The sequence below is a fragment of the Cryobacterium arcticum genome (genome assembly GCF_001679725.1).
GTDB lineage: Bacteria > Actinomycetota > Actinomycetes > Actinomycetales > Microbacteriaceae > Cryobacterium > Cryobacterium arcticum_A.
On the sequence record NZ_CP016282.1, the window covers coordinates 1,714,674 to 1,733,460 of the forward strand.

At 70.0% G+C, this 18,787-nt stretch carries 20 protein-coding genes; 19 read left to right on the forward strand and 1 reads right to left on the reverse strand.

Annotated elements, in window-relative coordinates:
• Window positions 1-16: 16 nt before the first annotated feature.
• The 12 genes from flgB (at window position 17) to PA27867_RS07660 (ending at window position 10,963) form a co-directional block, all read left to right on the forward strand.
• Window positions 17-358 carry a flagellar basal body rod protein FlgB gene (flgB, locus tag PA27867_RS07605; protein ID WP_066594973.1) on the forward strand — a complete coding sequence of 114 codons (342 nt, stop codon included), beginning with the start codon at window positions 17-19 and terminating at the stop codon, window positions 356-358.
• Window positions 358-750: a flagellar basal body rod protein FlgC gene (locus PA27867_RS07610; protein ID WP_066594975.1), complete on the forward strand. Its 393-nt coding sequence runs from the start codon at window positions 358-360 to the stop codon at window positions 748-750. The genes flgB and PA27867_RS07610 overlap by 1 nt, the downstream gene beginning before the upstream one ends.
• Window positions 750-1,061, forward strand: a complete 312-nt coding sequence (gene fliE / locus PA27867_RS07615) for a flagellar hook-basal body complex protein FliE (protein ID WP_066594976.1) — start codon at window positions 750-752, stop codon at window positions 1,059-1,061. The genes PA27867_RS07610 and fliE overlap by 1 nt, the downstream gene beginning before the upstream one ends.
• Complete coding sequence (gene fliF / locus PA27867_RS07620) at window positions 1,061-2,656, forward strand: flagellar basal-body MS-ring/collar protein FliF (protein ID WP_066594978.1); 1,596 nt, start codon at window positions 1,061-1,063, stop codon at window positions 2,654-2,656. Before fliE ends, fliF begins: the two co-directional genes overlap by 1 nt.
• Window positions 2,653-3,672 carry a flagellar motor switch protein FliG gene (gene fliG / locus PA27867_RS07625; protein ID WP_066594979.1) on the forward strand — a complete coding sequence of 340 codons (1,020 nt, stop codon included), beginning with the start codon at window positions 2,653-2,655 and terminating at the stop codon, window positions 3,670-3,672. The genes fliF and fliG overlap by 4 nt, the downstream gene beginning before the upstream one ends.
• Window positions 3,665-4,480 (forward strand): hypothetical protein, encoded by an 816-nt coding sequence (locus tag PA27867_RS07630; protein WP_157109159.1) that lies wholly within the window; start codon window positions 3,665-3,667, stop codon window positions 4,478-4,480. Before fliG ends, PA27867_RS07630 begins: the two co-directional genes overlap by 8 nt.
• Entirely contained in the window at window positions 4,477-5,883 is a 1,407-nt protein-coding gene (locus PA27867_RS07635; RefSeq protein WP_066594981.1) for a FliI/YscN family ATPase, read from the forward strand. Before PA27867_RS07630 ends, PA27867_RS07635 begins: the two co-directional genes overlap by 4 nt.
• Window positions 5,880-6,449 carry a hypothetical protein gene (locus tag PA27867_RS20590; RefSeq protein WP_066594983.1) on the forward strand — a complete coding sequence of 190 codons (570 nt, stop codon included), beginning with the start codon at window positions 5,880-5,882 and terminating at the stop codon, window positions 6,447-6,449. The genes PA27867_RS07635 and PA27867_RS20590 overlap by 4 nt, the downstream gene beginning before the upstream one ends.
• Window positions 6,446-7,159 carry a C40 family peptidase gene (locus tag PA27867_RS07645; RefSeq protein ID WP_066594989.1) on the forward strand — a complete coding sequence of 238 codons (714 nt, stop codon included), beginning with the start codon at window positions 6,446-6,448 and terminating at the stop codon, window positions 7,157-7,159. Before PA27867_RS20590 ends, PA27867_RS07645 begins: the two co-directional genes overlap by 4 nt.
• Before the next feature lie 494 nt (window positions 7,160-7,653).
• Window positions 7,654-9,138 (forward strand): flagellar hook-length control protein FliK, encoded by a 1,485-nt coding sequence (locus tag PA27867_RS07650; protein ID WP_066594990.1) that lies wholly within the window; start codon window positions 7,654-7,656, stop codon window positions 9,136-9,138.
• Window positions 9,139-9,231: 93 nt separating this feature from the next.
• The gene (locus PA27867_RS07655; RefSeq protein ID WP_066594991.1) at window positions 9,232-9,687 is read left to right on the forward strand and encodes a flagellar hook assembly protein FlgD; all 456 of its coding nucleotides are present in this window, start codon (window positions 9,232-9,234) and stop codon (window positions 9,685-9,687) included.
• A gap of 88 nt (window positions 9,688-9,775) precedes the next feature.
• The gene (locus PA27867_RS07660; RefSeq protein WP_066594992.1) at window positions 9,776-10,963 is read left to right on the forward strand and encodes a flagellar hook protein FlgE; all 1,188 of its coding nucleotides are present in this window, start codon (window positions 9,776-9,778) and stop codon (window positions 10,961-10,963) included.
• A gap of 771 nt (window positions 10,964-11,734) precedes the next feature.
• On the opposite strand, the gene PA27867_RS07665 is transcribed toward PA27867_RS07660, so the two are convergent.
• Window positions 11,735-13,306: an HNH endonuclease signature motif containing protein gene (locus tag PA27867_RS07665; protein ID WP_066594994.1), complete on the reverse strand. Its 1,572-nt coding sequence runs from the start codon at window positions 13,304-13,306 to the stop codon at window positions 11,735-11,737.
• Between the two features lie 396 nt (window positions 13,307-13,702).
• Here PA27867_RS07665 and PA27867_RS07670 point away from each other — a divergent pair, with 396 nt between their 5' ends.
• From PA27867_RS07670 to fliO, 7 genes are all read left to right on the forward strand, one after another.
• Complete coding sequence (locus tag PA27867_RS07670; RefSeq protein ID WP_066594996.1) at window positions 13,703-14,386, forward strand: hypothetical protein; 684 nt, start codon at window positions 13,703-13,705, stop codon at window positions 14,384-14,386.
• A 130-nt stretch (window positions 14,387-14,516) separates the two neighbouring features.
• Complete coding sequence (locus tag PA27867_RS07675) at window positions 14,517-14,798, forward strand: flagellar FlbD family protein (RefSeq protein WP_066594998.1); 282 nt, start codon at window positions 14,517-14,519, stop codon at window positions 14,796-14,798.
• Window positions 14,799-15,617, forward strand: coding sequence for a motility protein A (locus PA27867_RS07680; protein ID WP_066595000.1), 819 nt, complete (start codon window positions 14,799-14,801; stop codon window positions 15,615-15,617). It begins immediately after the preceding gene.
• Complete coding sequence (locus PA27867_RS07685; protein WP_066595003.1) at window positions 15,614-16,513, forward strand: OmpA/MotB family protein; 900 nt, start codon at window positions 15,614-15,616, stop codon at window positions 16,511-16,513. Before PA27867_RS07680 ends, PA27867_RS07685 begins: the two co-directional genes overlap by 4 nt.
• 85 nt (window positions 16,514-16,598) lie before the next feature.
• The gene (locus PA27867_RS07690; RefSeq protein WP_236900874.1) at window positions 16,599-17,507 is read left to right on the forward strand and encodes a flagellar motor switch protein FliM; all 909 of its coding nucleotides are present in this window, start codon (window positions 16,599-16,601) and stop codon (window positions 17,505-17,507) included.
• Window positions 17,504-18,256 carry a flagellar motor switch protein FliN gene (gene fliN, locus PA27867_RS07695; RefSeq protein ID WP_084020860.1) on the forward strand — a complete coding sequence of 251 codons (753 nt, stop codon included), beginning with the start codon at window positions 17,504-17,506 and terminating at the stop codon, window positions 18,254-18,256. The genes PA27867_RS07690 and fliN overlap by 4 nt, the downstream gene beginning before the upstream one ends.
• The gene (fliO, locus tag PA27867_RS07700; RefSeq protein WP_066595004.1) at window positions 18,257-18,784 is read left to right on the forward strand and encodes a flagellar biosynthetic protein FliO; all 528 of its coding nucleotides are present in this window, start codon (window positions 18,257-18,259) and stop codon (window positions 18,782-18,784) included.
• Window positions 18,785-18,787 lie beyond the last annotated feature (3 nt).

Consider the following 18,787-nt stretch of genomic DNA (forward strand, 5'->3'; position numbering starts at 1 on the left):
CGAAACGGGCATCCGCGTGATCGAATCCGTGACCAGCGCAGCGCTCTCCAGCGCCCTCGACGGGCTGGCGCTGCGCCAGCGCACCATCGCCAACAACATCGCCAACGTCAACACCCCCGGCTATCACGCCCAGCGGGTCTCGTTCGAAACCGCCCTCGCCGCATCGGTGCGTGACGGAGACGGGCACACGAGTGCGTCCACGGCGCGCTCCCTCGAGCCCACCCGGCTGGACGGCAACAACGTCAACCTCGACACCGAGACCGTCTCCAACATCGACACCGTGCTGCGCTACCAGTTCGCCGCGCAGGCCGCCGCCGGTGCCGACTCCAAGATGCGCGCCGCGCTGCGGACCAGCTGATGGGTCTCGACGCCCTGGGCATCGCCGGCACCGGCCTCACGCTGCACCGCAAGTGGCTCGACGCCGTCGCCGACAACATCGCGAATGCGAACACGGTCACCGCCACGTCGGGGGATGCCTTCCAAGCTCGGTACATCGTCGCCCAGGAGGGTGCGGGCACCACGGGCGCCTACGTGTCCGGTGCCGCGCTCGGAGACGCGGAGGGCATCCTCACCTATGACCCCGACAACGCCCTCGCGGATGCCGACGGCAACGTGCGCCGACCCGACATCGACCTTGCCGAGCAGATGGGCGAGCTGATCATGGCGCAGCGCGGCTACCAGGCCAACGCCGCCGTCATCGACCGAGCCAAGACCTCCTACGAAGCCGCCCTGCAGATCGGACGTAACTGATGACCATCCCCGCCATCGGCGCCGTACCCGCCGTGAGCGCGACGGCCTACCTGCCCGCCACGACGGCGACCACCGGCAGCAGCGGAACCGAGGGTAGCTTCGCCACCGCTCTCACCGGCGCCGTCGACAACCTGCAGCAGCTGCAGTCCACCTCCAACACCTACGCCATCCAGGCCGTCACGGGCGACCTCGACGACATCCACACCGCCACCCTCGCGGCCTCCCGCGCCCAGGTCACCCTCGAACTCGTGGCCGCCGTGCGGAACAAGGGCGTCGAGGCGTTCAACGACATCATGAGAATGCAGGCCTGATGCCCGCTCAGATCAGCTCGGCCTTCCGTCGCCTCGGCAACGCGGTGCGGGAATTCACCGTCGCCCAGCGCACTGTCGCGCTGATCGGTGTCGCGGTTCTCGCGCTCGGCATCGCCGCGCTCACCATGTGGGTCAGCCAGCCGGCCTACACGCCGTTGTATTCGGGCCTGAGCGGTGCGGACGCCAACACCATCGTGGAGCAGCTCCGCACGGACGGGGTGCCGTACCAGTTGAGTGACGGGGGAGCGACGATCCTGGTGCCCGAGGCCGACGTCTACGACGAACGGCTCAAGTCGGCCGCGGCCGGCCTGCCGTCCTCCAGCACCGGGGGCTACTCGCTCCTGGACACCATGGGGGTCACCGCGTCGGAGTTCCAGCAGTCGGTCACCTACAAACGAGCCCTCGAGGGCGAACTCGCCGCCACGATCGAAGCCATGAAGGGCGTCAAGACCGCCTCGGTGCGCCTGGCTATCCCCGAGGCCACGGTTTTCACCGACGAGGCCAACGACCCCACCGCATCAGTCTTCGTGGGAACCCGGAACGGCGTCACCCTCAACGCCGACCAGGTGCAGGCCATCGTGCACCTCACCAGCGCCTCCATCGACGGCATGAAGCCCACGGATGTCGCTGTCATCGACGCCTCCGGGGTCGTGCTCTCCGCGGTGGGTGTGGGCGCCACGGGAACGGCCGGCCAGCAGGCCAACGACTACGAGGAACGCGTGCGCGGTTCCGTGCAGGCGATGCTCGACAAGGTCGTCGGTCCGGGCAACGCCACCGTGGTGGTAGCCGCCGACATGAGCACCGAGGCGGCCCAGCGGGTCGAGGAGTCTTTCACCTCGCCCACCGACACCCCCGCCCTGAACGAGGCCGTCAAGACCGAGTCGTACACCGGCTCGGGCGGCACGGCGGCCGGCGTGCTCGGCCCCGACAACATCGCCGTTCCGAGTGACGCCTCCACCGACGGCACCTTCACCTCGGAGGACACCACCCGCAACAACGCCGTGAACAAGGTCACCGAGACCCGCACCATCCCAGCCGGCGCGATCAACCGGCAGACCGTCTCGGTGGCCGTGAACTCCGCGATCGCGGACAAACTCAATGTCGCCGACGTGACCAGCCTGGTGTCCTCCGCCGCCGGAATCGACACGGCGCGGGGTGACGCGGTCACCGTGGAGGTCGTGAGCTTCAACGCCGCCGGCGCCGACGCCGCGGCGGCAGCCCTGGCCGAGGCCGAGGCAACCGAGGCCGCCGACCGCTCCGCGGGCATCCTCCAGGTGGGCCTGATCGTGGGCGGCACGGTGATCGCCTTCGTGCTCGGTCTGATCCTCTACGCCCGCCGGTCCCGCCGGCAGAGCCGCGAGGCCATCGAGCTGACCGAGCTTGTGCAGCCGCACGCGTCCCTGGATGCACCGACGGTGCCGTTCGCGCTGCAGCCGCACCTTGTGCCCCTCGTCATCGATCCGACGCCGACCCAGGCGTATACGCCGGGCGACGGCGACCAGCGGGTGGCCGACATCGATGCTCTCGCACTGCGTGACCCGCAGATGGCGGCCGAGATGTTGCGCGGGCTGATGGACGATCGGCAGCACGCATGATCGATGCCAAGACCCCCCTGACCGGCACGCAGAAGGTGGCCGTGGTGCTGATGACCATGGACCAGCAGCGCGCCTCCGAGGTGATGAAGCAGTTCTCCGAGGCCGAGGCCGCCGAGATCATCGCCGAGATCGTGCAGTTGCGCCGGGTGGATGCCGCGGTGATGGACAGCGCCGTCGCCGAGTTCCACGAGCTGACCACGATCGGCGCGCGCAACCCCCGCGGCGGCCACGCCGTGGCGGTGGGTCTGTTGGAGAAGTCCTTCGGCGCCGAGCGCGCCGCCGGGGTGATGAGCCGGGTCGCCACCTCCATGGCCGGCAAGGCCTTCGAGTTCCTCGACCCTGTCGACGCCACCCAGGTCCTCGCCCTGCTCGACGGGGAGCTGCCGCAGACCATCGCGCTCGTGTTGGCGCACCTGCGCCCCGAGCACGCGTCGGCGATCCTCTCGGGTCTGGAGGGGCCGGTGCGCACCGATGTGGCCCAGTGCATAGCCTCCATGGGAACCGCGACCCCCGAGGCGGTACGGGTCGTGACCGAGATCCTCAAGAAGAGGATCGGCGCCGTCGCCGCGTCCAAGGATTCCGCTGGGGTGGTGGGCGGCATCCAGCCGCTCGTCGAGATCATCAACCGGGCCGATATCGGCACGGAGCGCGCGCTCCTGGAGGCGCTCGACGAGCGCGACCCGGTGCTGGCCGAGGAGGTGCGCTCGCGCATGCTGACCTTCGCCGACATCATCAAGCTGGAGAACCGCGACGTGCAGCTGGTGCTGCGCGGCATCGACGCCCAGGTGCTCGCCGTGGCAATGAAGGGCTCCAGCGAGCTGGTGGTCGACATCATCCAGCGCAACCTCTCCGAACGCAACCGCGACATCCTGAACGACGAGGTGACCGGGCTCGGGCCCGTGCGGGTCTCGCAGGTCGAGGAGGCGCGCGCCACCGTCGTCCGGGCGATCCGCGAGTTGGCTGCCGAGGGTGCCATCACGGTGCAACGTGCCGACGAGGACGACTTCATTGTCTAGCGCCCTGTTTCCCGCTGCCGGTCCGGCGTCCGGACCGGTCGTCGTGCCCGCTGCTTTTCCCAGCGCCGTGCGTTCGGCCGCGCCCGCCGCGAGCCCGCCGGCCGGGCGGTCCGCAGCGCCGGAGAACGACTTCTCCGCCCTGGTGTTCCCGCTGCTCGGTGAGCAGTCCGCCGGAGCGCGCCGCACCCGGGACGCCGACCGGGCCCGCCTCGACGAGCAGTGGCGCGCCCGCGGCCACGCGGCCGGGTACACCGAGGGGCTGCGGGCGGCGGAGCAGGCGGTAGCCGAGCGCATCCACCGCCTGGAGACCGAACACGCGCACCGGCTCCGGGTCGACGGCGAGCGGGCCGAGCGGATGCTCGCGGTGCTGCACACGGCCGCGCGCGCACTCGATGCACGCACCGTGCCGGTGCTGCGAGATGCCGAAGACACCGTACTCGCCGCGGCCTTCGATCTGGCCGAGGCGATCGTGGGGCATGCGCTGGCCGATGAGGCCGCGGCTGCCCGGTCGGCCCTCGGACGGGCCGTCGGCGCCGCGGGCGGAGCCAGTGCTTCCGGGGAACGAGCGAGCTCCGGCGGCATCCTTGCCGCGCCGGGAGCGCTCGGGGCGGCCCACACCGTGCGACTGCACCCCGACGATCTCGCCGCCCTCGACCCGGCGGTCGCCGCCGCCACCGGCGTGGCCTTCGTGGCGGATGCGCACATCGCCCGCGGCGACGCCGTCAGCGAGTTCCCCGACGGCTACCTGGATGCCCGCATCGGCACCGCCCTCGAGCGGGCCAAGGCGGCGCTCGGAGGCGCCTCATGAGTCTCACCCGACCGGACACGACCGAGCGGCTCGCCCGGGCTGTGGCGGCCGCCCGCCCCGAGCGGGTGGGCGTGGTGTCGTCGATCGTGGGTCTGAGCGTGGACGTGCGGGGCCTGAACGGTGCCATTGGCGACCTGGTCACGATCGGCGGAGCAACCGGTGCGGCAACCGGCGGGTCGTTCACCACAGCCGCGCAGGGCACGGGGACCGGCGCGGACGTACCGGCCGGCGAGGCCGGAGTCGACGCCGAGGTCGTCGCCACGACCCCGGACGGCATGCGCTGCATGCCGTTGGCCCGGCTCACCGGCATCCGTGTCGGCGACCCCGTTCGTACCAGCCGTACCGGTTACCTGGTTCCCACCGGGGCTGGGCTGCTCGGCCGGGTGATCGACGGCCTCGGCCGGCCCATTGACGGCAAGGGGCCCCTCGTCGACCCGCGCCGGGTGCCCCTCGATCACGACAGCCCGTCGGCCATGGCACGATCACGCATCCACTCGCCCCTCCAACTGGGCGTGCGGGTGCTGGACACCCTCACCACCGTGGGCAAGGGTCAGCGGATGGGCCTGTTCGCGGGGTCGGGTGTGGGCAAGTCGTCGTTGTTGTCGATGATCGCCCGCGGCACCGACGCCGAGGTGTCCGTGATCGCCCTGGTCGGGGAGCGTGGCCGCGAGGTGCGGGAGTTCCTCGAGGACGACCTGGGCGAGGACGGGCTGGCCCGGTCGATCGTGGTGGTGTCCACCTCGGACGAACCGGCCATGATGCGCCTGCGGGCCGCGTTCGTCGCCACCCGCATCGCGGAGTCGTTCCGTGACCGGGGTGCCGACGTCATGCTGATGATGGATTCGCTGACCCGGGTGGCCATGGCTCAGCGCGAGATCGGCCTGTCCGCCGGGGAACCACCGGCCACCCGGGGGTACCCGCCGTCGACGTTCTCGCTGCTCGCCCGGCTGCTGGAACGGGCCGGCACCGACCAGGTCGGCTCGATCACGGGCATCTACACGGTGCTCGTCGACGGCGACGATCACAACGAGCCCATCGCGGATGCCGCCCGGTCCATCCTCGACGGACACGTCGTGCTCGATCGCACGCTGGCCGTGCTCGGGCACTTCCCCGCCGTAGACGCTCTCGCCTCGATCTCCCGGGTGGCATCACGGGTGACCACGCCGCAGCAGGCCGAGTCGGCCAGCCGGCTGCGCGCCGTCCTGGCCGCCCGCCGCGCCGCGCAGGACCTGCTCGACGTGGGCGCCTACCGCCGCGGCACCAACCCGCTGGTGGATGCGGCCGTGGAGCACGATGCGGCGATCACGGCATTCCTGCGCCAGCGGATCGACGAGCACACCCCGGCCGACCAGGCCTGGACCCGGCTCGCCGAACTGGCCGCGCTGCTCGGCGGCGACCAATGAGCCGCCCGTTCTCCCTCGCCGGGTTGCTGCGGTTGCGCCACCTCGAGCAGGACCAGGCCGCCGGCGACCTGGCCGACGCGAACGCGCGCCTCAGGGCGACGGCCACCCGCATCGACGAAACCCGGGCGGCGCTTGAGCACCTGCCGCTGAACCCCACCGGGGCCGACACCCTCTACGCGATCGCGGCGGCACGGGCATCCTCTCGGAGCATGCTGGCCGAACTGGCCGCGCTGGACGGCGTGGCCCAGCAGGCGGCGGCAGCCGCACGAGCGGACTTCGAGGCGAAGAAGGCCGCCTCGGCGAGCCTGGAAAAGCTCGAAGGGCGCCATGGGGCTTCGGCGGCGGCGGAGGATTTGCACGCCCAGCAGACGGTCATCGACGAGATCGCCTCCACGGGCTGGCATCGCAGGCAGGGTGAGCAGCGCGCGCAAGCCGGAACCACGGCGACCGGAATCACAGCGTCGGGCAAGCCAGCGTCAGGCAACACGGCACTGGGGAACACAGCATTGGGAAACACAGCATCGGGACACACAGCATCGGGACACGCAGCGGGGGAGAGAACATGACAATGGTGGATGCCACGTTGCGGGTCGGCGAGATCCAGGCCCGGCTGGTGCAGCTCAACGACCTGGTCGCCGGGGGCACCGGCGTGACGACGAGCAAGACGGCCGCGGCCACCGCGACGGCGTCGGCCACGAGCTTCGCGGACGCCCTGGCCGCGGCGACCCCAACGTCCACCGTGGCCAACGCCGGGGGAGCGACGGGTACCGACGTGGTTGCCTCCGCAGAGAAATACCTGGGCGTGCCGTACGTCTTCGGCGGGGAGGACGGCAGCGGGATGGACTGCTCGGGGCTCGTGCAGCGGGTGTATGCCGACCTGGGCATAGACGTACCGCGCCTGGTCTCGGGGCAGATGACCATCGGCACCGAGGTGGGTTCCCTCGCCGAAGCGCGCCCCGGTGACCTCATCGTGACGGGCGGTGGCGAGCACATCCTGATCTACGCCGGTAACAACCAAGTGATCCACGCTCCGTATGAGGGACGCACAGTCTGCAAGGTGGATGCTTACATGGACGATTCTGACATCGACACCATCCGGCGGGTGATTCCGGATGCCGCGGCAGCCGGCACGGCGTCGAGCACGGCGCTGAGTGCGGCATCGAGCTCGAGCCAGACGGATCTGCTCACGGCGGCATTCGCCTCACTGTTCTCGGGAACGGCGACCCAGTCGGCGCAGTCCACGTCGGCGCTGTCCATGTCTGGACTGGCGTCGTGACCTCGGGCGCCGCACCTCTGAGCCCGGGACCGGCAGCGACCCGCCTTTCAGCTGGGCGACTATCCGCCGCATCGACAGGATCAGCAGACGGCTCCCGGCGCGCCGCGGCCGCCTTTGCCGGCATGCTCAAAGACGCCGCCACCCGCCCCGGTCCGGACGTCACCGTCACGCGGTCGTCGGCAGCGTCGAAAAGGACCGAGCACCACGCTGCGGCGGGGCATTCCTCAGGAGGCGCGACAACCGGCTCAGCAGCAGAGGCCGCCGCAACCGCGGCAACCGCCGCAACCGTGGCAGCCGCAGCGGGCACAGGCCACGCACGTGCCACCGTGTCGAGCGGCGCCGAGACCGCGGCCACCCGTGCCGGAGCGGTTCCCCACGACGCAGCCCATTCCGCCTCCGCTCACTTCGGCGGAGCCCCAGCCACCGCTGGGGAACTCGGTGCTGGACAGGTCGGCACTGTCCCGTCGGCGCAGGCTTCGGCGGAGGCGGCCTCGATGGACGGGACAGCCGGGTCAGGACTCGTCCAGACCGGTGCCACCGATGCCGGCATCCTGCAGGCCGTCGGTCTCACGCAGACCGCCGGTCTCACGCAGCTTGACGACCTTACGGAGTCTGGTGGTGTCCTGCCCGGCGGGGCCTCGTCGAGCAGCGCCCCAGGCGCCGCCGCCCCGGGCAGCGCCTCTGATGGCGGGGCGACCGCTGGGACCGTCCCCACCCTCGCAGCTCCGAACGGTGCCCCTTCCTCGGGCGCTGATGTGAGCGGCGCCGTCCCCAACGACGCAGTTCTGAGCGGTGCCGGCCAGAGCGTCGCCACACTCATCGGGGCGGAGCTCTCCGGTGCCCTCGGGACCGGAGCCGACCCGAGCGGTGGAGCCATGAGTGGCGCCGACCTTGATGGAGCCGACCTGAGTGGTGCCCCCCTCGGTGGTGCCGAACAGAGTGGTGCAGACCTGACGGGTGCGGCCCAGGGAGTGCCGGCCGCAGGCACCGCAGGCATGAACAGTGCGAATCCGAGCGCCACGGCCCACGTCGTCGCTGCCCAGCTCGGTGTTGCCCAGCTTGGTGTTGCCCAGTCTGGTGCCGCCACGCTCGGTGCCGGCCCAGCCGGTGTTGACCAGGGTGGCGCTCAGAGCGGCTCCGTTCCTGCGGCCGTGAACCAGACGGTCACAACGTTGGGTGATTCCTCCCCGGTAGACGCCGCCTCCGCGACGGGCTCTGCTGCCGGGACCGCCGTCGGCACTGTCACTGTCACCGCGACGGCCGCCGCGACTGCCGCTGCCGCCACACCGGTTACGGCGGCCGGAGCGCGGGACGGCCGGATCGGAGCTGTACCAGTGACGGTCCCCGACGCACCCGCGGGGGCCGTGCCCGCCGGGCCCACTGCCCCGGATTCGGCCATACCCATGGGCTTCACGGTCCCGGGGACCGTCCTGGGGGCATCCGCACCCGCTGTGGCCCCTCCGACAAGTGCGCTGCCCGCCAGCGCGCCGGTGCCCCTGGCCGCCCAGGTCGCTCGGCCGTTGTTCACCCTGGCGGCTGCGGGTCCGGGGGAGCACACGCTGTCGATCAGCGTGACCCCCGACAACCTGGGACCGGTGCTGGTGCGGGCGCAGATCAGCGCCGGAGGTTTGCGGCTGGAGCTCTTCGCTCCCACCGACGCAGCCCGCGAGGCGCTGCGCCTCATCCTGCCCGACCTGCGACGCGATCTCGCCGGCGGCGGACTTCCAGCCAGTCTTGACCTGTCCAGCCGAAACCAGCCGGGAGACCCGGGCCAGTCCGGCCCGCAGGATCGTGCCGCTGCCGGGCAGGGGAACCCTGGCCCTGGCGCGGATGCCGGCGGGCCTCATGGCCGGCCGAAGACCGCGGTTCCAGATCCCTGGCTCCGATCTTCCGTCCCGGCATCCGCAGACCTGTCCGGCGACTCAGCCGGTGATGCCGGTGGCCACTCGCAGAGGGGACGTGTCGATGTTCTCGCTTGATCCGCCGCACGGTGTCGCACCGCCGGCCATGCCCTTGTCACCGCAGTCCTCCCCGCCCACCTCATCCCCGCAGCCCCCGAGAAACGAGATCTCATGACCATCGACGCCGTAGGGACCGTGGCCGCAGCTACCCCGAACGCCACCGGCTCGGCCACAAAGTCCGGTATGTACGCCACCACGCCGGTGCGCACGCCCAAGCAGACCCTGGACTCCGAAGCCTTCATGTCGCTCCTGGTCACCCAGCTGCGCAACCAGGATCCGAGCTCGCCCATGGATACGAACCAGATGATCTCGCAGACCACCCAGCTGGCCATGATGGAGAAGATCACCGCCCTGTCCACCACCTCGGACGAGAACTTCTCGCTGCAGATGCGCACGTCGGCCGCGGCCCTCGTCGGCCAGAACGTCACATACACGGATGCCGCGGGACTGAGCGTCTCCGGAATCGTCTCCGCGGTCTCTTTTGCGGGCGGGGTGCCTCAGGTCACCGTCGGCAAGGCCAGCGTGGCCCTCGATGCCATCTCGGGGGTGACCGCCCCGACGGGGTGACCCGGCACCACCCCTCGGCCGCTCGGCAGGGCCGACACCACCGCACCCACAATCATCCGTCTGCACGACCTCTCGAAAGGAAGCACCCATGCTTCGCTCTCTCTACTCCGGTATCTCCGGGCTCCGCGCTCACCAGACCATGCTCGACGTCACCGGCAACAACATCGCCAACGTCAACACCACGGCGTTCAAGGCGTCGGCAACCCAGTTCCAGGACACCCTGTCCCAGCTGACCCAGGGCGCCAGCGGACCCGGTGCCCAGACCGGCGGCACCAACCCGGCCCAGGTGGGCCTCGGAGTCCAGGTCGCCGGCATCTCCACCAACTTCACCCAGGGTTCCTCGCAGTCCACCGGTAAGGCTGGCGACATGCTCATCTCCGGCGATGGCTTCTTCGTCACCCAGCAGGGCGGCGAGACGGTGTACAGCCGGGCCGGCACCTTCGACTTCGACTCGGCCGGTCGTCTGGTCACGCCGTCCGGCGCGATCGTGCAGGGCTGGGGCGCGGTGAACGGCGTGGTCAACGAGGGCGGTGCTGTCGGGAACCTGACGCTGCCGGTCAATGCCGTCATCCCGGGCGCGGCAACGAGCAAGGTCGGGGTGACGGGCACGCTGCCGTCCGACGCCGGTCCCGGCACGCAGGTGCTCCGAGACGTCAAGGTTTACGACGCCTCGGGCGCGGCCCGCACGCTTTCCCTGACCTTCACAAAGGACCCGGCGGGTAGCGGATGGGAGGTTTCCGGCGTTGACGGAGGTGCCGCTGTAAAGACTTCGCTGGTCTTCACGAAAGAGTCGGTGACCTCGGGAGGAACGCTCGTCATCGGTGACCTTGCCGCTGGCGGGGTCACTGTGGACCTCACCGGCCTGAAAGGAATGGCTGGCATCAGCGCGGTCAAGGCGTCGCCGGACGGCAGTGCCCCCGGCGCGCTCGAGTCCTACTCGTTCGGCAAGGATGGCACCCTCGTGGGCCTGTTCAGCAATGGTGAGCAGAAGGCCCTGGGCCGCATCGCGCTGGCCACGTTCACGAACCCGGGCGGGCTGGAGAAGACCGGTTCCAACGGCTACCGGGCCACCTTCAACTCCGGGACGGCCGAACTCGGCGCCCCCGGATCGACCGGGTTGGGCTCGCTCACCGGTGGGGCCCTGGAGATGTCGAACGTGGACCTCTCGCAGGAGTTCACCAACCTCATCGTCGCGCAGCGGGGCTTCCAGGCGAACGCCCGCATCATCACGACCTCGGATGAGGTCCTGCAGGAGCTCACCAACCTCAAGCGCTAACCCTCAAGAACGCGGCCACCCCTCCGGATAAGGAGGGGTGGCCGCGTTCTGCGTACGTGTGCCGCCTCGTGCGCTCCCACCAAGCCCGACCAACGGATGGTCGTGCCCCAGCCCTGGTCGCGCTCGTCGACGCCGCGCTGAGCTTGTCGACGTAGACACGGCGACGGTCCTGCGGAAGGTTCCCACCTCGTCGGTCGAGCTTGTCGAGACCCGGTGACGCCGCTCGCGAACTCGCACCGGCGGCCAGGATCTCGACAAGCTCGGTCAGCGTCTGGTCGCGACCCAGCGTCGGTCGAGCGTGTCGGCGTCGTGCTGAGCGTGTCGAAGTAGGCCCCGTGACGTTCCTGCGGAAGGTTCCGGCTTCGTCGGTCGAGCTCGTCGAGACCGGGTGACGTTGCTCGCGAACGTGCACGGCGGCCGGGATCTCGACAAGCTCGATCAGCGTGTGGTCGCGACCCAGCGTCGGTCGAGCGTGTCGGCGTCGTGCTGAGCCTGTCGAAGTAGACCCGGTGAGCCCGCCTGCGGTTCGTTCCCACTCGTTGGTCGAGCTTGTCGAGACCTAGTGACGTGCTTGCGGACGGTTCCCACCTCGTCGGTCGAGCTTGTCGACGCCGTGCTGAGCTTGTCGAAGTAGACCTGGTGACGTGCCTGCGGAGGGTTCCCGCTTCGTCGGTCGAGCTTGTCGAGACCTGGTGACGCTGCTCGCGAACGCGCACCGGCGGCCGGGATCTCGACAAGCTCGCTCAGCGTGTGGTCGCGACCCAGCGTGGGTCAGGTGGTGTGGGGCGGGGTGTGGCTGGGCATGTTGATGAGGGTCTGGCCGGGGTCGATGGTGGCTGGTGGTCGGAGCCAGTACTGGCCGGTGTTTTCGAAGATTTGCCAGCCTTGGTTGTGGAGCAGCATGTGGTGGGCGTGGCAGAGCAGGATGCCTTGGTTGATGTCGGTGCGGCCGTGGTCGCGTTTCCAGTGTTGGATGTGGTGGGCTTCGGTGAAGGCGGGTGGGCGGTCGCAGCCGGGCCAGCGGCAGCCGCCGTCGCGGGCGGCGAGGGCGCGGCGTTGGGCGCGGTTGAACAGGCGTTGTTCGTGGCCGACGTCGAGGGGCCGGCCCAGGTCGTCGATGGTGATCTCGATGGTGGCGGCGTCGCAGATGAGGCGTTCGATGGTTTCTTGGGAGAGGGGTGCGGTGTTGCCTTCGAGGTAGCCGTGGCCGGGTTGTCCGGGTTCGCAGACCAGGATGGTGTCGGCGTCGCGGAGGAACCCCGGCGGGTACGGGCTGTCCGGTGGGCAGGGCCCGGTGGGCCAGGCGGGCGGTGCAGCGGCGGTGGGTTCGCTCGCTTCGGGCCGGTCGGTCGGGGCCGGAGTGGCGGCGGGCCGGGCTGCGGGGGTGGCGCTGGTGAGGATCTGCACGGTGGGGCGGCGGCCGCCGAGCATCTCGTTGGGGTTGATGGTGGTGCCGGCCTGGAGGAGGTCGATGAAGCCGTCGCAGGTGATCTGGGTGGTGCTGCGCGGGTCGTCCTGGACGCGTTTGGCCCAGGCGGCGCGGTCGGTGTCGACGAAGCGCACGCCGCCGCGGCGGGGGCTGGTGAGGCTGTCGAAGGTTGCCTTGATGAATTCGCCCTGTTCCGGTGGGAACAATCCGTCGACGCGGACCTGGCCGGTGTTCAGGATCCAGATGCGGAGGTAGCGGTCGTCCCAGGCTTTCTGTTCTCGCACCCGGATGCCGGCTTCGTCCAGGGAGTCCCGGGTCTGCCGGGCGCGTTTGAGGAGTTGGTCCACGTTCATCGTCCCGGCGTCGGCGAGTAACCCCTCCAGAGCGTCGGCGAGGACCGGTCCGGTGACGACGGTGTCGATGTCGCCCAGGCCGGTGCGGATCGCGTGGGCGGCGTCGACGGAGAGGGTGCCGGCGTTGACCGCGCGGCTGATCGGCGCGTGCCACGGTGCCGGCAGCAGGGCAGCGCCGCCCAGTGCTGTGTCGGCCGTGTCGGGATCAAGCGGGCCGGTCACCGCCTCGTCCGCGAGCCGGCGGGCGGCCTCAGCCTCGGCCTCGGCGGCCTGTATCTCGGCGGCTTCGGCCTCGGCGAGCATCTGGCCCACGCCGACGAGTTTGCGGGACTCGACCTTGCTCGCGCCGGTCAACTCCTGGATCAACGCTTCGGGGGAGAGGAACCCCTGCTTCTTCGCCAGGCCCGCCTGGCCCAACTCCCACCGGGACCGCTGCGCGAGAGTCTTCGCCATCCACGCCTTCCGGGTGTCGAGCTCACGCTGCGCGCGGGCGAGGGTCTGTTGCCCGGCCAGCACGTCGGCATCCGAGAGGGCGTCGTAATCGGCACTCGAACCGCCCAACCGAGCCACGCGAGTAGCCGCAACCACTAGGCCGTCGCCACCGTAACCAGCAGCATCGGTCGCCCGGTCAGCTGGCTTCTCGGTAGCCCCTTCAGCAGCCCCAACGCCGACACGAAAAGCACCGTCGGGAGGGTTCCCGACGGTGAACGTGTCTGCGATGCTCGACTGGATTGCCATGCCCCGAATCTAGCCCGATCTCGCATCCTCGTGTGAGCAAAACTCAACTTGTGGATAAGTTTTTCCGGGAATCCACACAGCGTGTCCCGCATCCTGAATCTTGCCTGTGACCAGTAAAAAAGACTCTTGCCTCTGCTCGGTGTGAACGTTAGTTTTTCCCCAGGAGAGCGGAACATCTATGAGTCGGGGGCGGACATGAGAAAAGCGACAGTGCTAGGGATGCGAATCGCTGCTGCGTTGGGGGTGCTGACCCTTGGTCTGAGCGGGTGCGCGGTGCCGCTCGGCGGGTCGACGGCCGCGGTTGTCGGTGCCGAGGCGCCCACGCCCACCTGGCACGTCACCGAGCATCCCGGTGCCTCCCTGCCGACTGACCATGACTCCCTGATGCAACGTGAGATCTATCCCGGGTACACCCTGGGCGAGTTGGGGTACTCGGACGAAGAGAGCGAATGGGCGCTCTACCAGAAGCCATTGGGTGATGCCGCGAGCATTATCGAGGGCCAGTTCGCCGGGGAGTACTCGTACGCCTTCTTCGGGCCGGAGCGCACGTTCTCCATCGGGTTCACGGGCACCGCTCCGGCCGGTGCTCTCGCAGTCCTCGACGACACCGGCCTGCCGTACTCCACCGTCGAAGACCTCGGTTTCACCGCAGCGGACTACGAGGCCGCGGTGAGCGACGTGGGCCGCTGGGTCACCGACAGCATGACGAAGAACGGCTCATTCCCAGAGGCCTTGTTCTCGGTGGGGTCTGACCCGACCTCGCAGCCCGGAGCGATCGTGGTCAGTATCACGGGAGAGAGCTCATCCGTGCGCCGAGCCGCGATGGATGCCCTCGGCAGCGTGCCTGTGGACACCCCGTTCAGCGTGACCGTGGTCGAGGGCGGCGGCAACACCTCGTTCTGACCGGTCCGGGCACCATGCCCGTGAGCCCCACGAGCATCCTCACGGCGGCCGGCAGCTAACCTAATGCACCCGTCGGCCGACAGTGGTCGCTGACGGCTACTGGAGCCGTCCGGGAACCAGGGACGGGTCCATGATCGTTGTAACCAGGCTGAACGATAGTCAGTTCGCGATCAATCCCGATCTCATCGAACGCATCCATGTGAACCCGGACACCACCCTCGTGATGGTCGACGGCGCCAAGTTCATCGTCACGGAGAGCCTGGCCGAGGTGATCGAGAAGATCGCCGCCTATCGCGCGCACGTGATCAACCTGGCCTACAGCTCCGGAAACGGCAGCGACGGCGACCACACCGCGTCCGATCCCGACACTCGACCGGACGCCGTTGTCCCCCTGCGCCCCCGGAGAATGTAGATGGATCCCGCAACCCTGATCGGTATCGTCCTGGCGTTCGGCGCCCTGTTCGCGATGATCACCATCGAGGGATCGCACGTCACCGCGATCCTCCTCCCGGCGCCGATGGTGCTGGTCTTCGGTGCCACCATCGCCGTCGGCATCGCCGGGGGAACCCTGCGGGACACCATCCAGGCCGTTAAGGCGCTGCCCGGCGCCTTTCTGGGCAAGACCACGCCGCCACAGAAGCTCATCGACCAGGTCGTCGGCCTGGCCGAGAAGGCGCGCAGTTCGGGTCTACTCGCCCTCGAGCAGGAAGCCGACAAGGTCTCGGACCCGTTCCTCCGCGGTGCACTGCAGAACATCGCCGACGGCACCGACGGTGACGAGCTGCGCATCCTGCTCGAAGACGAGATCGCCACCCGCACCAAGGCGAGCCGCACCGCCGCCAAGTTCTTCACCACGCTCGGCGGCTACGCCCCGACGGTCGGAATCATCGGCACCGTGATCTCCCTCACCCACGTGCTCGAGAACCTGGACACGCCGTCCACCCTCGGCCCCATGATCGCCGCGGCATTCGTGGCCACCCTGTGGGGCCTGCTCAGCGCGAACTTCCTCTGGCTGCCGATCGGCAACCGGCTCAAGCGCCTGTCCGACATCGAGGCCGAGCGGATGACCCTGCTCATGGAGGGTGCACTCGCCGTTCAGGCCGGTAGCCAGCCCCGGCTTCTCGGCGAACGGCTGCAGGCCATGGTGCCCCTCGCCTCCGCGAAGTCCGCCAAAGGCAGCAAACAGGGCAAGCAGTCCGGGGCGGCCAAGCCGCTCAAGAAGGCCGCGTGAGCGGTCACGGCCGGGGGCGCCGCCGCGGCCTGGAAGAAGAACACGAAGAGCACGTCGACGAACGCTGGATGGCCTCCTATATGGACATGGTCACCGTGCTGATGTGCATGTTCATCGTGCTCTTCGCCATGTCGACTGTCGATCAGGCGAAATTCGTGCAGCTGAAGAACTCCCTGGCCACCGGATTCGGGTCCGTCGACGTGGGCAAGGTCGACACCGCCGAGGGCATCGTGGTGCCACCCGACCTGGTCGACACCCCCGCCGTGAACCAAGACGTCGGTCTCACCGACCTCGAACTGGCCATCGCCGAAGTCGACGACCTGACTGCCGTGGAGAAAGCCATGGACAGCGCCCTCACAGCTGTCGGACTGAACACCCTGGTGGAATACACCATCGACGAGCGCGGGCTCTCGGCGGGCCTGGTGGGATCGGAGACGTTCTTCGAACCCAATGTGGCCACCCTGAGTGTGCAGGCAGTCTCGGTCCTCGACACCATCGGACCCATCCTGGCCGGCACCGCACGGCAGGTATCGGTGGAGGGGCACGCCGACCGGCACGGCGTGACCATCAACTATCCGACCGACTGGGAACTCTCCAGCGCCCGCGCCACCCAGGTGTTGCGGCACCTGGTGGAGCGCACCGGTGTGGCCCAGGAGCGGATCGGCGCCGTGGGCTACGGCTCGGCCCGCCCGGTCGACATGGGCGACGACCTGGCCGCAATGGCCCGTAACCGGCGGGTCGACGTCGTGCTCCTGTCGAACCAGCCGGACAGCGTGCGCGCCCTGATCCCCTCGGTCCTCGACGGCACGGCGGTACCGGACGAGCCCGTGGAACCTGGTCCGGCCGCCCCGGCAGGAACCTCGCCGGGGGACTCGGCGGAGGACACCGGGCACTGAGCACCCGACACCACCCGCCGGAACCTGCCGGGTGGATCCGGCGACGACGCTAACATCCGTTCGTGGACGGCCGATAGTGCCAGTCGTGACGGTCCAGGAACACAACAGCACGGGCGTGCCCGGAAAACCGGCGCGCACGGTGGAGGTCTATGACTTCAGCCGTCCGACGACGCTGGCCCGCGACCATGCCCGGGTGCTGGAGCTGGCCTTCGAGACCTTCGCCCGGCAGTGGGGCACCCAGCTGACCGCGCAGGTGCGCGTGATCTCCCAGGTCACCTGCGAGCAGGTGCTCATGCGCGGCTACGACGAGTACGCCGCGTCGCTGCCCGCCACGACGACCATGGTGCTCTGCAGCGTCGGCAGCCTCGAGGCCCAGGCTGTCATCCAGTTCCCCTCGGCCGCGGCACTGTCCTGGGTCACCCACATGCTCGGGGGAACCGGCCTGCCCGCCCCCTCAGAGCGCCCGTTCACCCAGATCGAGCAGGCGCTCGTGCGGCGTCTGATGGACGATGCCCTCGAAGATCTGCGGTACTCGCTCGGCGCGCTGCTCACCCTTCCCATCGCCGTCGGGACCATCCAGTACAACTCCCAGTTCGCCCAGGCCGCCGCAACGGCCGACCTCATGATCGTGGCGAGCTTCACCATCCGGGTCGGCGAGAGCACCACCACCGCCACCCTCGCCCTGCCGGCCGAGGCCCTGCTTCCGCAGCTCGGCGAGCCCGGGCCGGTGCTGCCACCCACCCCGGCTGCCGAACTGCTCCGCGCCCAGCTCGGCTGGGTGCCCGTCGACGTGTCTGTGCGTCTCACCCACGCCCGCGTCAAGCCCAGCGCCATCCTGGCCCTGGCCGTCGGCGACGTCCTGGCCCTCCCGCATCCCACCCACCGACCGCTCGACTTGGTGGTGGATGGCCGCCCACTCGCTCGGGCCGCCGTCGGATCCACCGGGTCTCGCCTGGCCTGCATCATCATCGACACCGAGGACACCACGCCATGACGCTTCACAGCCCCGCGCAGCAGCCGTCCGCCGCCCCGGCCACCGGGCCCGCCCACCCCGGCCTCACCGACGGCACTGCGCAGGCCGCGGTCGACGCCCTTCTCACGGTGCTCCCCACCGCCACCCTGCTCAGCGCCCGGCCGGGCGTCGCCGCAGCGGCTGCGGGCCTCGCCGGCGGGGCAGTGGTGGCCTCCTTCGTGGGCGCCACCTCGGCCGACCTCGCCGTCGTGCTGGCCGACCCGGCCTCGCTCGACGCGGCGGCCGGTGCCGACGGCGGGCTGGTGTCGCGTGACGACATCGTGCGCCCGGCCCTCGAGCGCGCCGCAGGGGCCCTCGGGCTCGGCGTGCTCGGTGACGCCCGCGTCGACGACGCCTCCGCCCTGCTGCTCGACCCGGAGACCGTGGTCTTCGACCTCGTCGGCGACGGCGAGACGGTGGGCTGGTTCGCGATCCGCCTGCGCCAAAACGGCACCCCTGCCGTGCGGAACGAGAGCGCCGTCGGGAACCTGGGCCGGATCAACAGCGTGGAGATGGCCCTCACCGTGGAGATCGGCCGCACCCGCATGACGGTCCGCGACGTATTGGCCCTCGAACCCGGAGCCGTCGTGGAGCTGGACCGTTCGGTCGGCTCGCCCGCGGACATCCTCCTCAACGGCCGGCTCATCGCCCACGGCGAGATCGTCGTTGTCGATCAGGACTACGCCGTGCGCATCACCGAGATCCTCGACGTCGCCGAGAGCCTGAGCTAGGTGGACACCGTCGTCGTCGCCCTCAGAGTGGTGCTGTCCCTGGCCGTCGTGCTCGGGCTGCTCTGGGTGCTGCAACGACGCCTGTCCAGGGGCCCCGGCAAGCGCACGGCCAATGTCGTCACGGTCGTGGGCCGTCAGGGCCTCGGCCAGAAGGCATCCGTGGTGGTGGTGGATGTCGACGGCCGCCGGTTCGTGCTCGGCGTCACCGAGCAGTCCATCAACGTGCTCCACGGCGGTGAGGCCGAACCCGAGGCCCACCTGGCGGAGCAGCAGACCTCGGATGACCGCTCGGCCGCTTTCGCCCGGTCGCTGCACGCGGCCTCCGGCGGCCCCACCCTCGTGCCGCCGGTGCTCGTGCCGCTGCGGACAGAGGACACCCTCGCCTCCGACGCGGCCGGGCTGCCCGCCGACCCGCCGCTCACCTTCCGGCCGCGCCGCGACCGCAGCAGCACCGGGCGACTGGGCGGCTCCATCCTGTCCCCGTCGACCTGGCAACAGACCGCCGCCCTGCTCCGGCACGGCCGGTGAATT

Bases quoted from the DNA above. Each gene is read 5' to 3' on its own strand.
- fliG (WP_066594979.1), top strand. From the start codon at position 2,653: ATGATCGATGCCAAGACCCCCCTGACCGGCACGCAGAAGGTGGCCGTG.
- PA27867_RS07635 (WP_066594981.1), top strand. From the start codon at position 4,477: ATGAGTCTCACCCGACCGGACACGACCGAGCGGCTCGCCCGGGCTGTG.
- PA27867_RS07655 (WP_066594991.1), top strand. From the start codon at position 9,232: ATGACCATCGACGCCGTAGGGACCGTGGCCGCAGCTACCCCGAACGCC.
- PA27867_RS07680 (WP_066595000.1), top strand. From the start codon at position 14,799: ATGGATCCCGCAACCCTGATCGGTATCGTCCTGGCGTTCGGCGCCCTG.
- fliN (WP_084020860.1), top strand. From the start codon at position 17,504: ATGACGCTTCACAGCCCCGCGCAGCAGCCGTCCGCCGCCCCGGCCACC.
- fliF (WP_066594978.1), top strand. From the start codon at position 1,061: ATGCCCGCTCAGATCAGCTCGGCCTTCCGTCGCCTCGGCAACGCGGTG.
- PA27867_RS20590 (WP_066594983.1), top strand. From the start codon at position 5,880: ATGAGCCGCCCGTTCTCCCTCGCCGGGTTGCTGCGGTTGCGCCACCTC.
- fliE (WP_066594976.1), top strand. From the start codon at position 750: ATGACCATCCCCGCCATCGGCGCCGTACCCGCCGTGAGCGCGACGGCC.
- PA27867_RS07660 (WP_066594992.1), top strand. From the start codon at position 9,776: ATGCTTCGCTCTCTCTACTCCGGTATCTCCGGGCTCCGCGCTCACCAG.
- PA27867_RS07670 (WP_066594996.1), top strand. From the start codon at position 13,703: ATGCGAATCGCTGCTGCGTTGGGGGTGCTGACCCTTGGTCTGAGCGGG.
- PA27867_RS07610 (WP_066594975.1), top strand. From the start codon at position 358: ATGGGTCTCGACGCCCTGGGCATCGCCGGCACCGGCCTCACGCTGCAC.
- PA27867_RS07650 (WP_066594990.1), top strand. From the start codon at position 7,654: ATGGACGGGACAGCCGGGTCAGGACTCGTCCAGACCGGTGCCACCGAT.
- PA27867_RS07675 (WP_066594998.1), top strand. From the start codon at position 14,517: ATGATCGTTGTAACCAGGCTGAACGATAGTCAGTTCGCGATCAATCCC.
- PA27867_RS07645 (WP_066594989.1), top strand. From the start codon at position 6,446: ATGACAATGGTGGATGCCACGTTGCGGGTCGGCGAGATCCAGGCCCGG.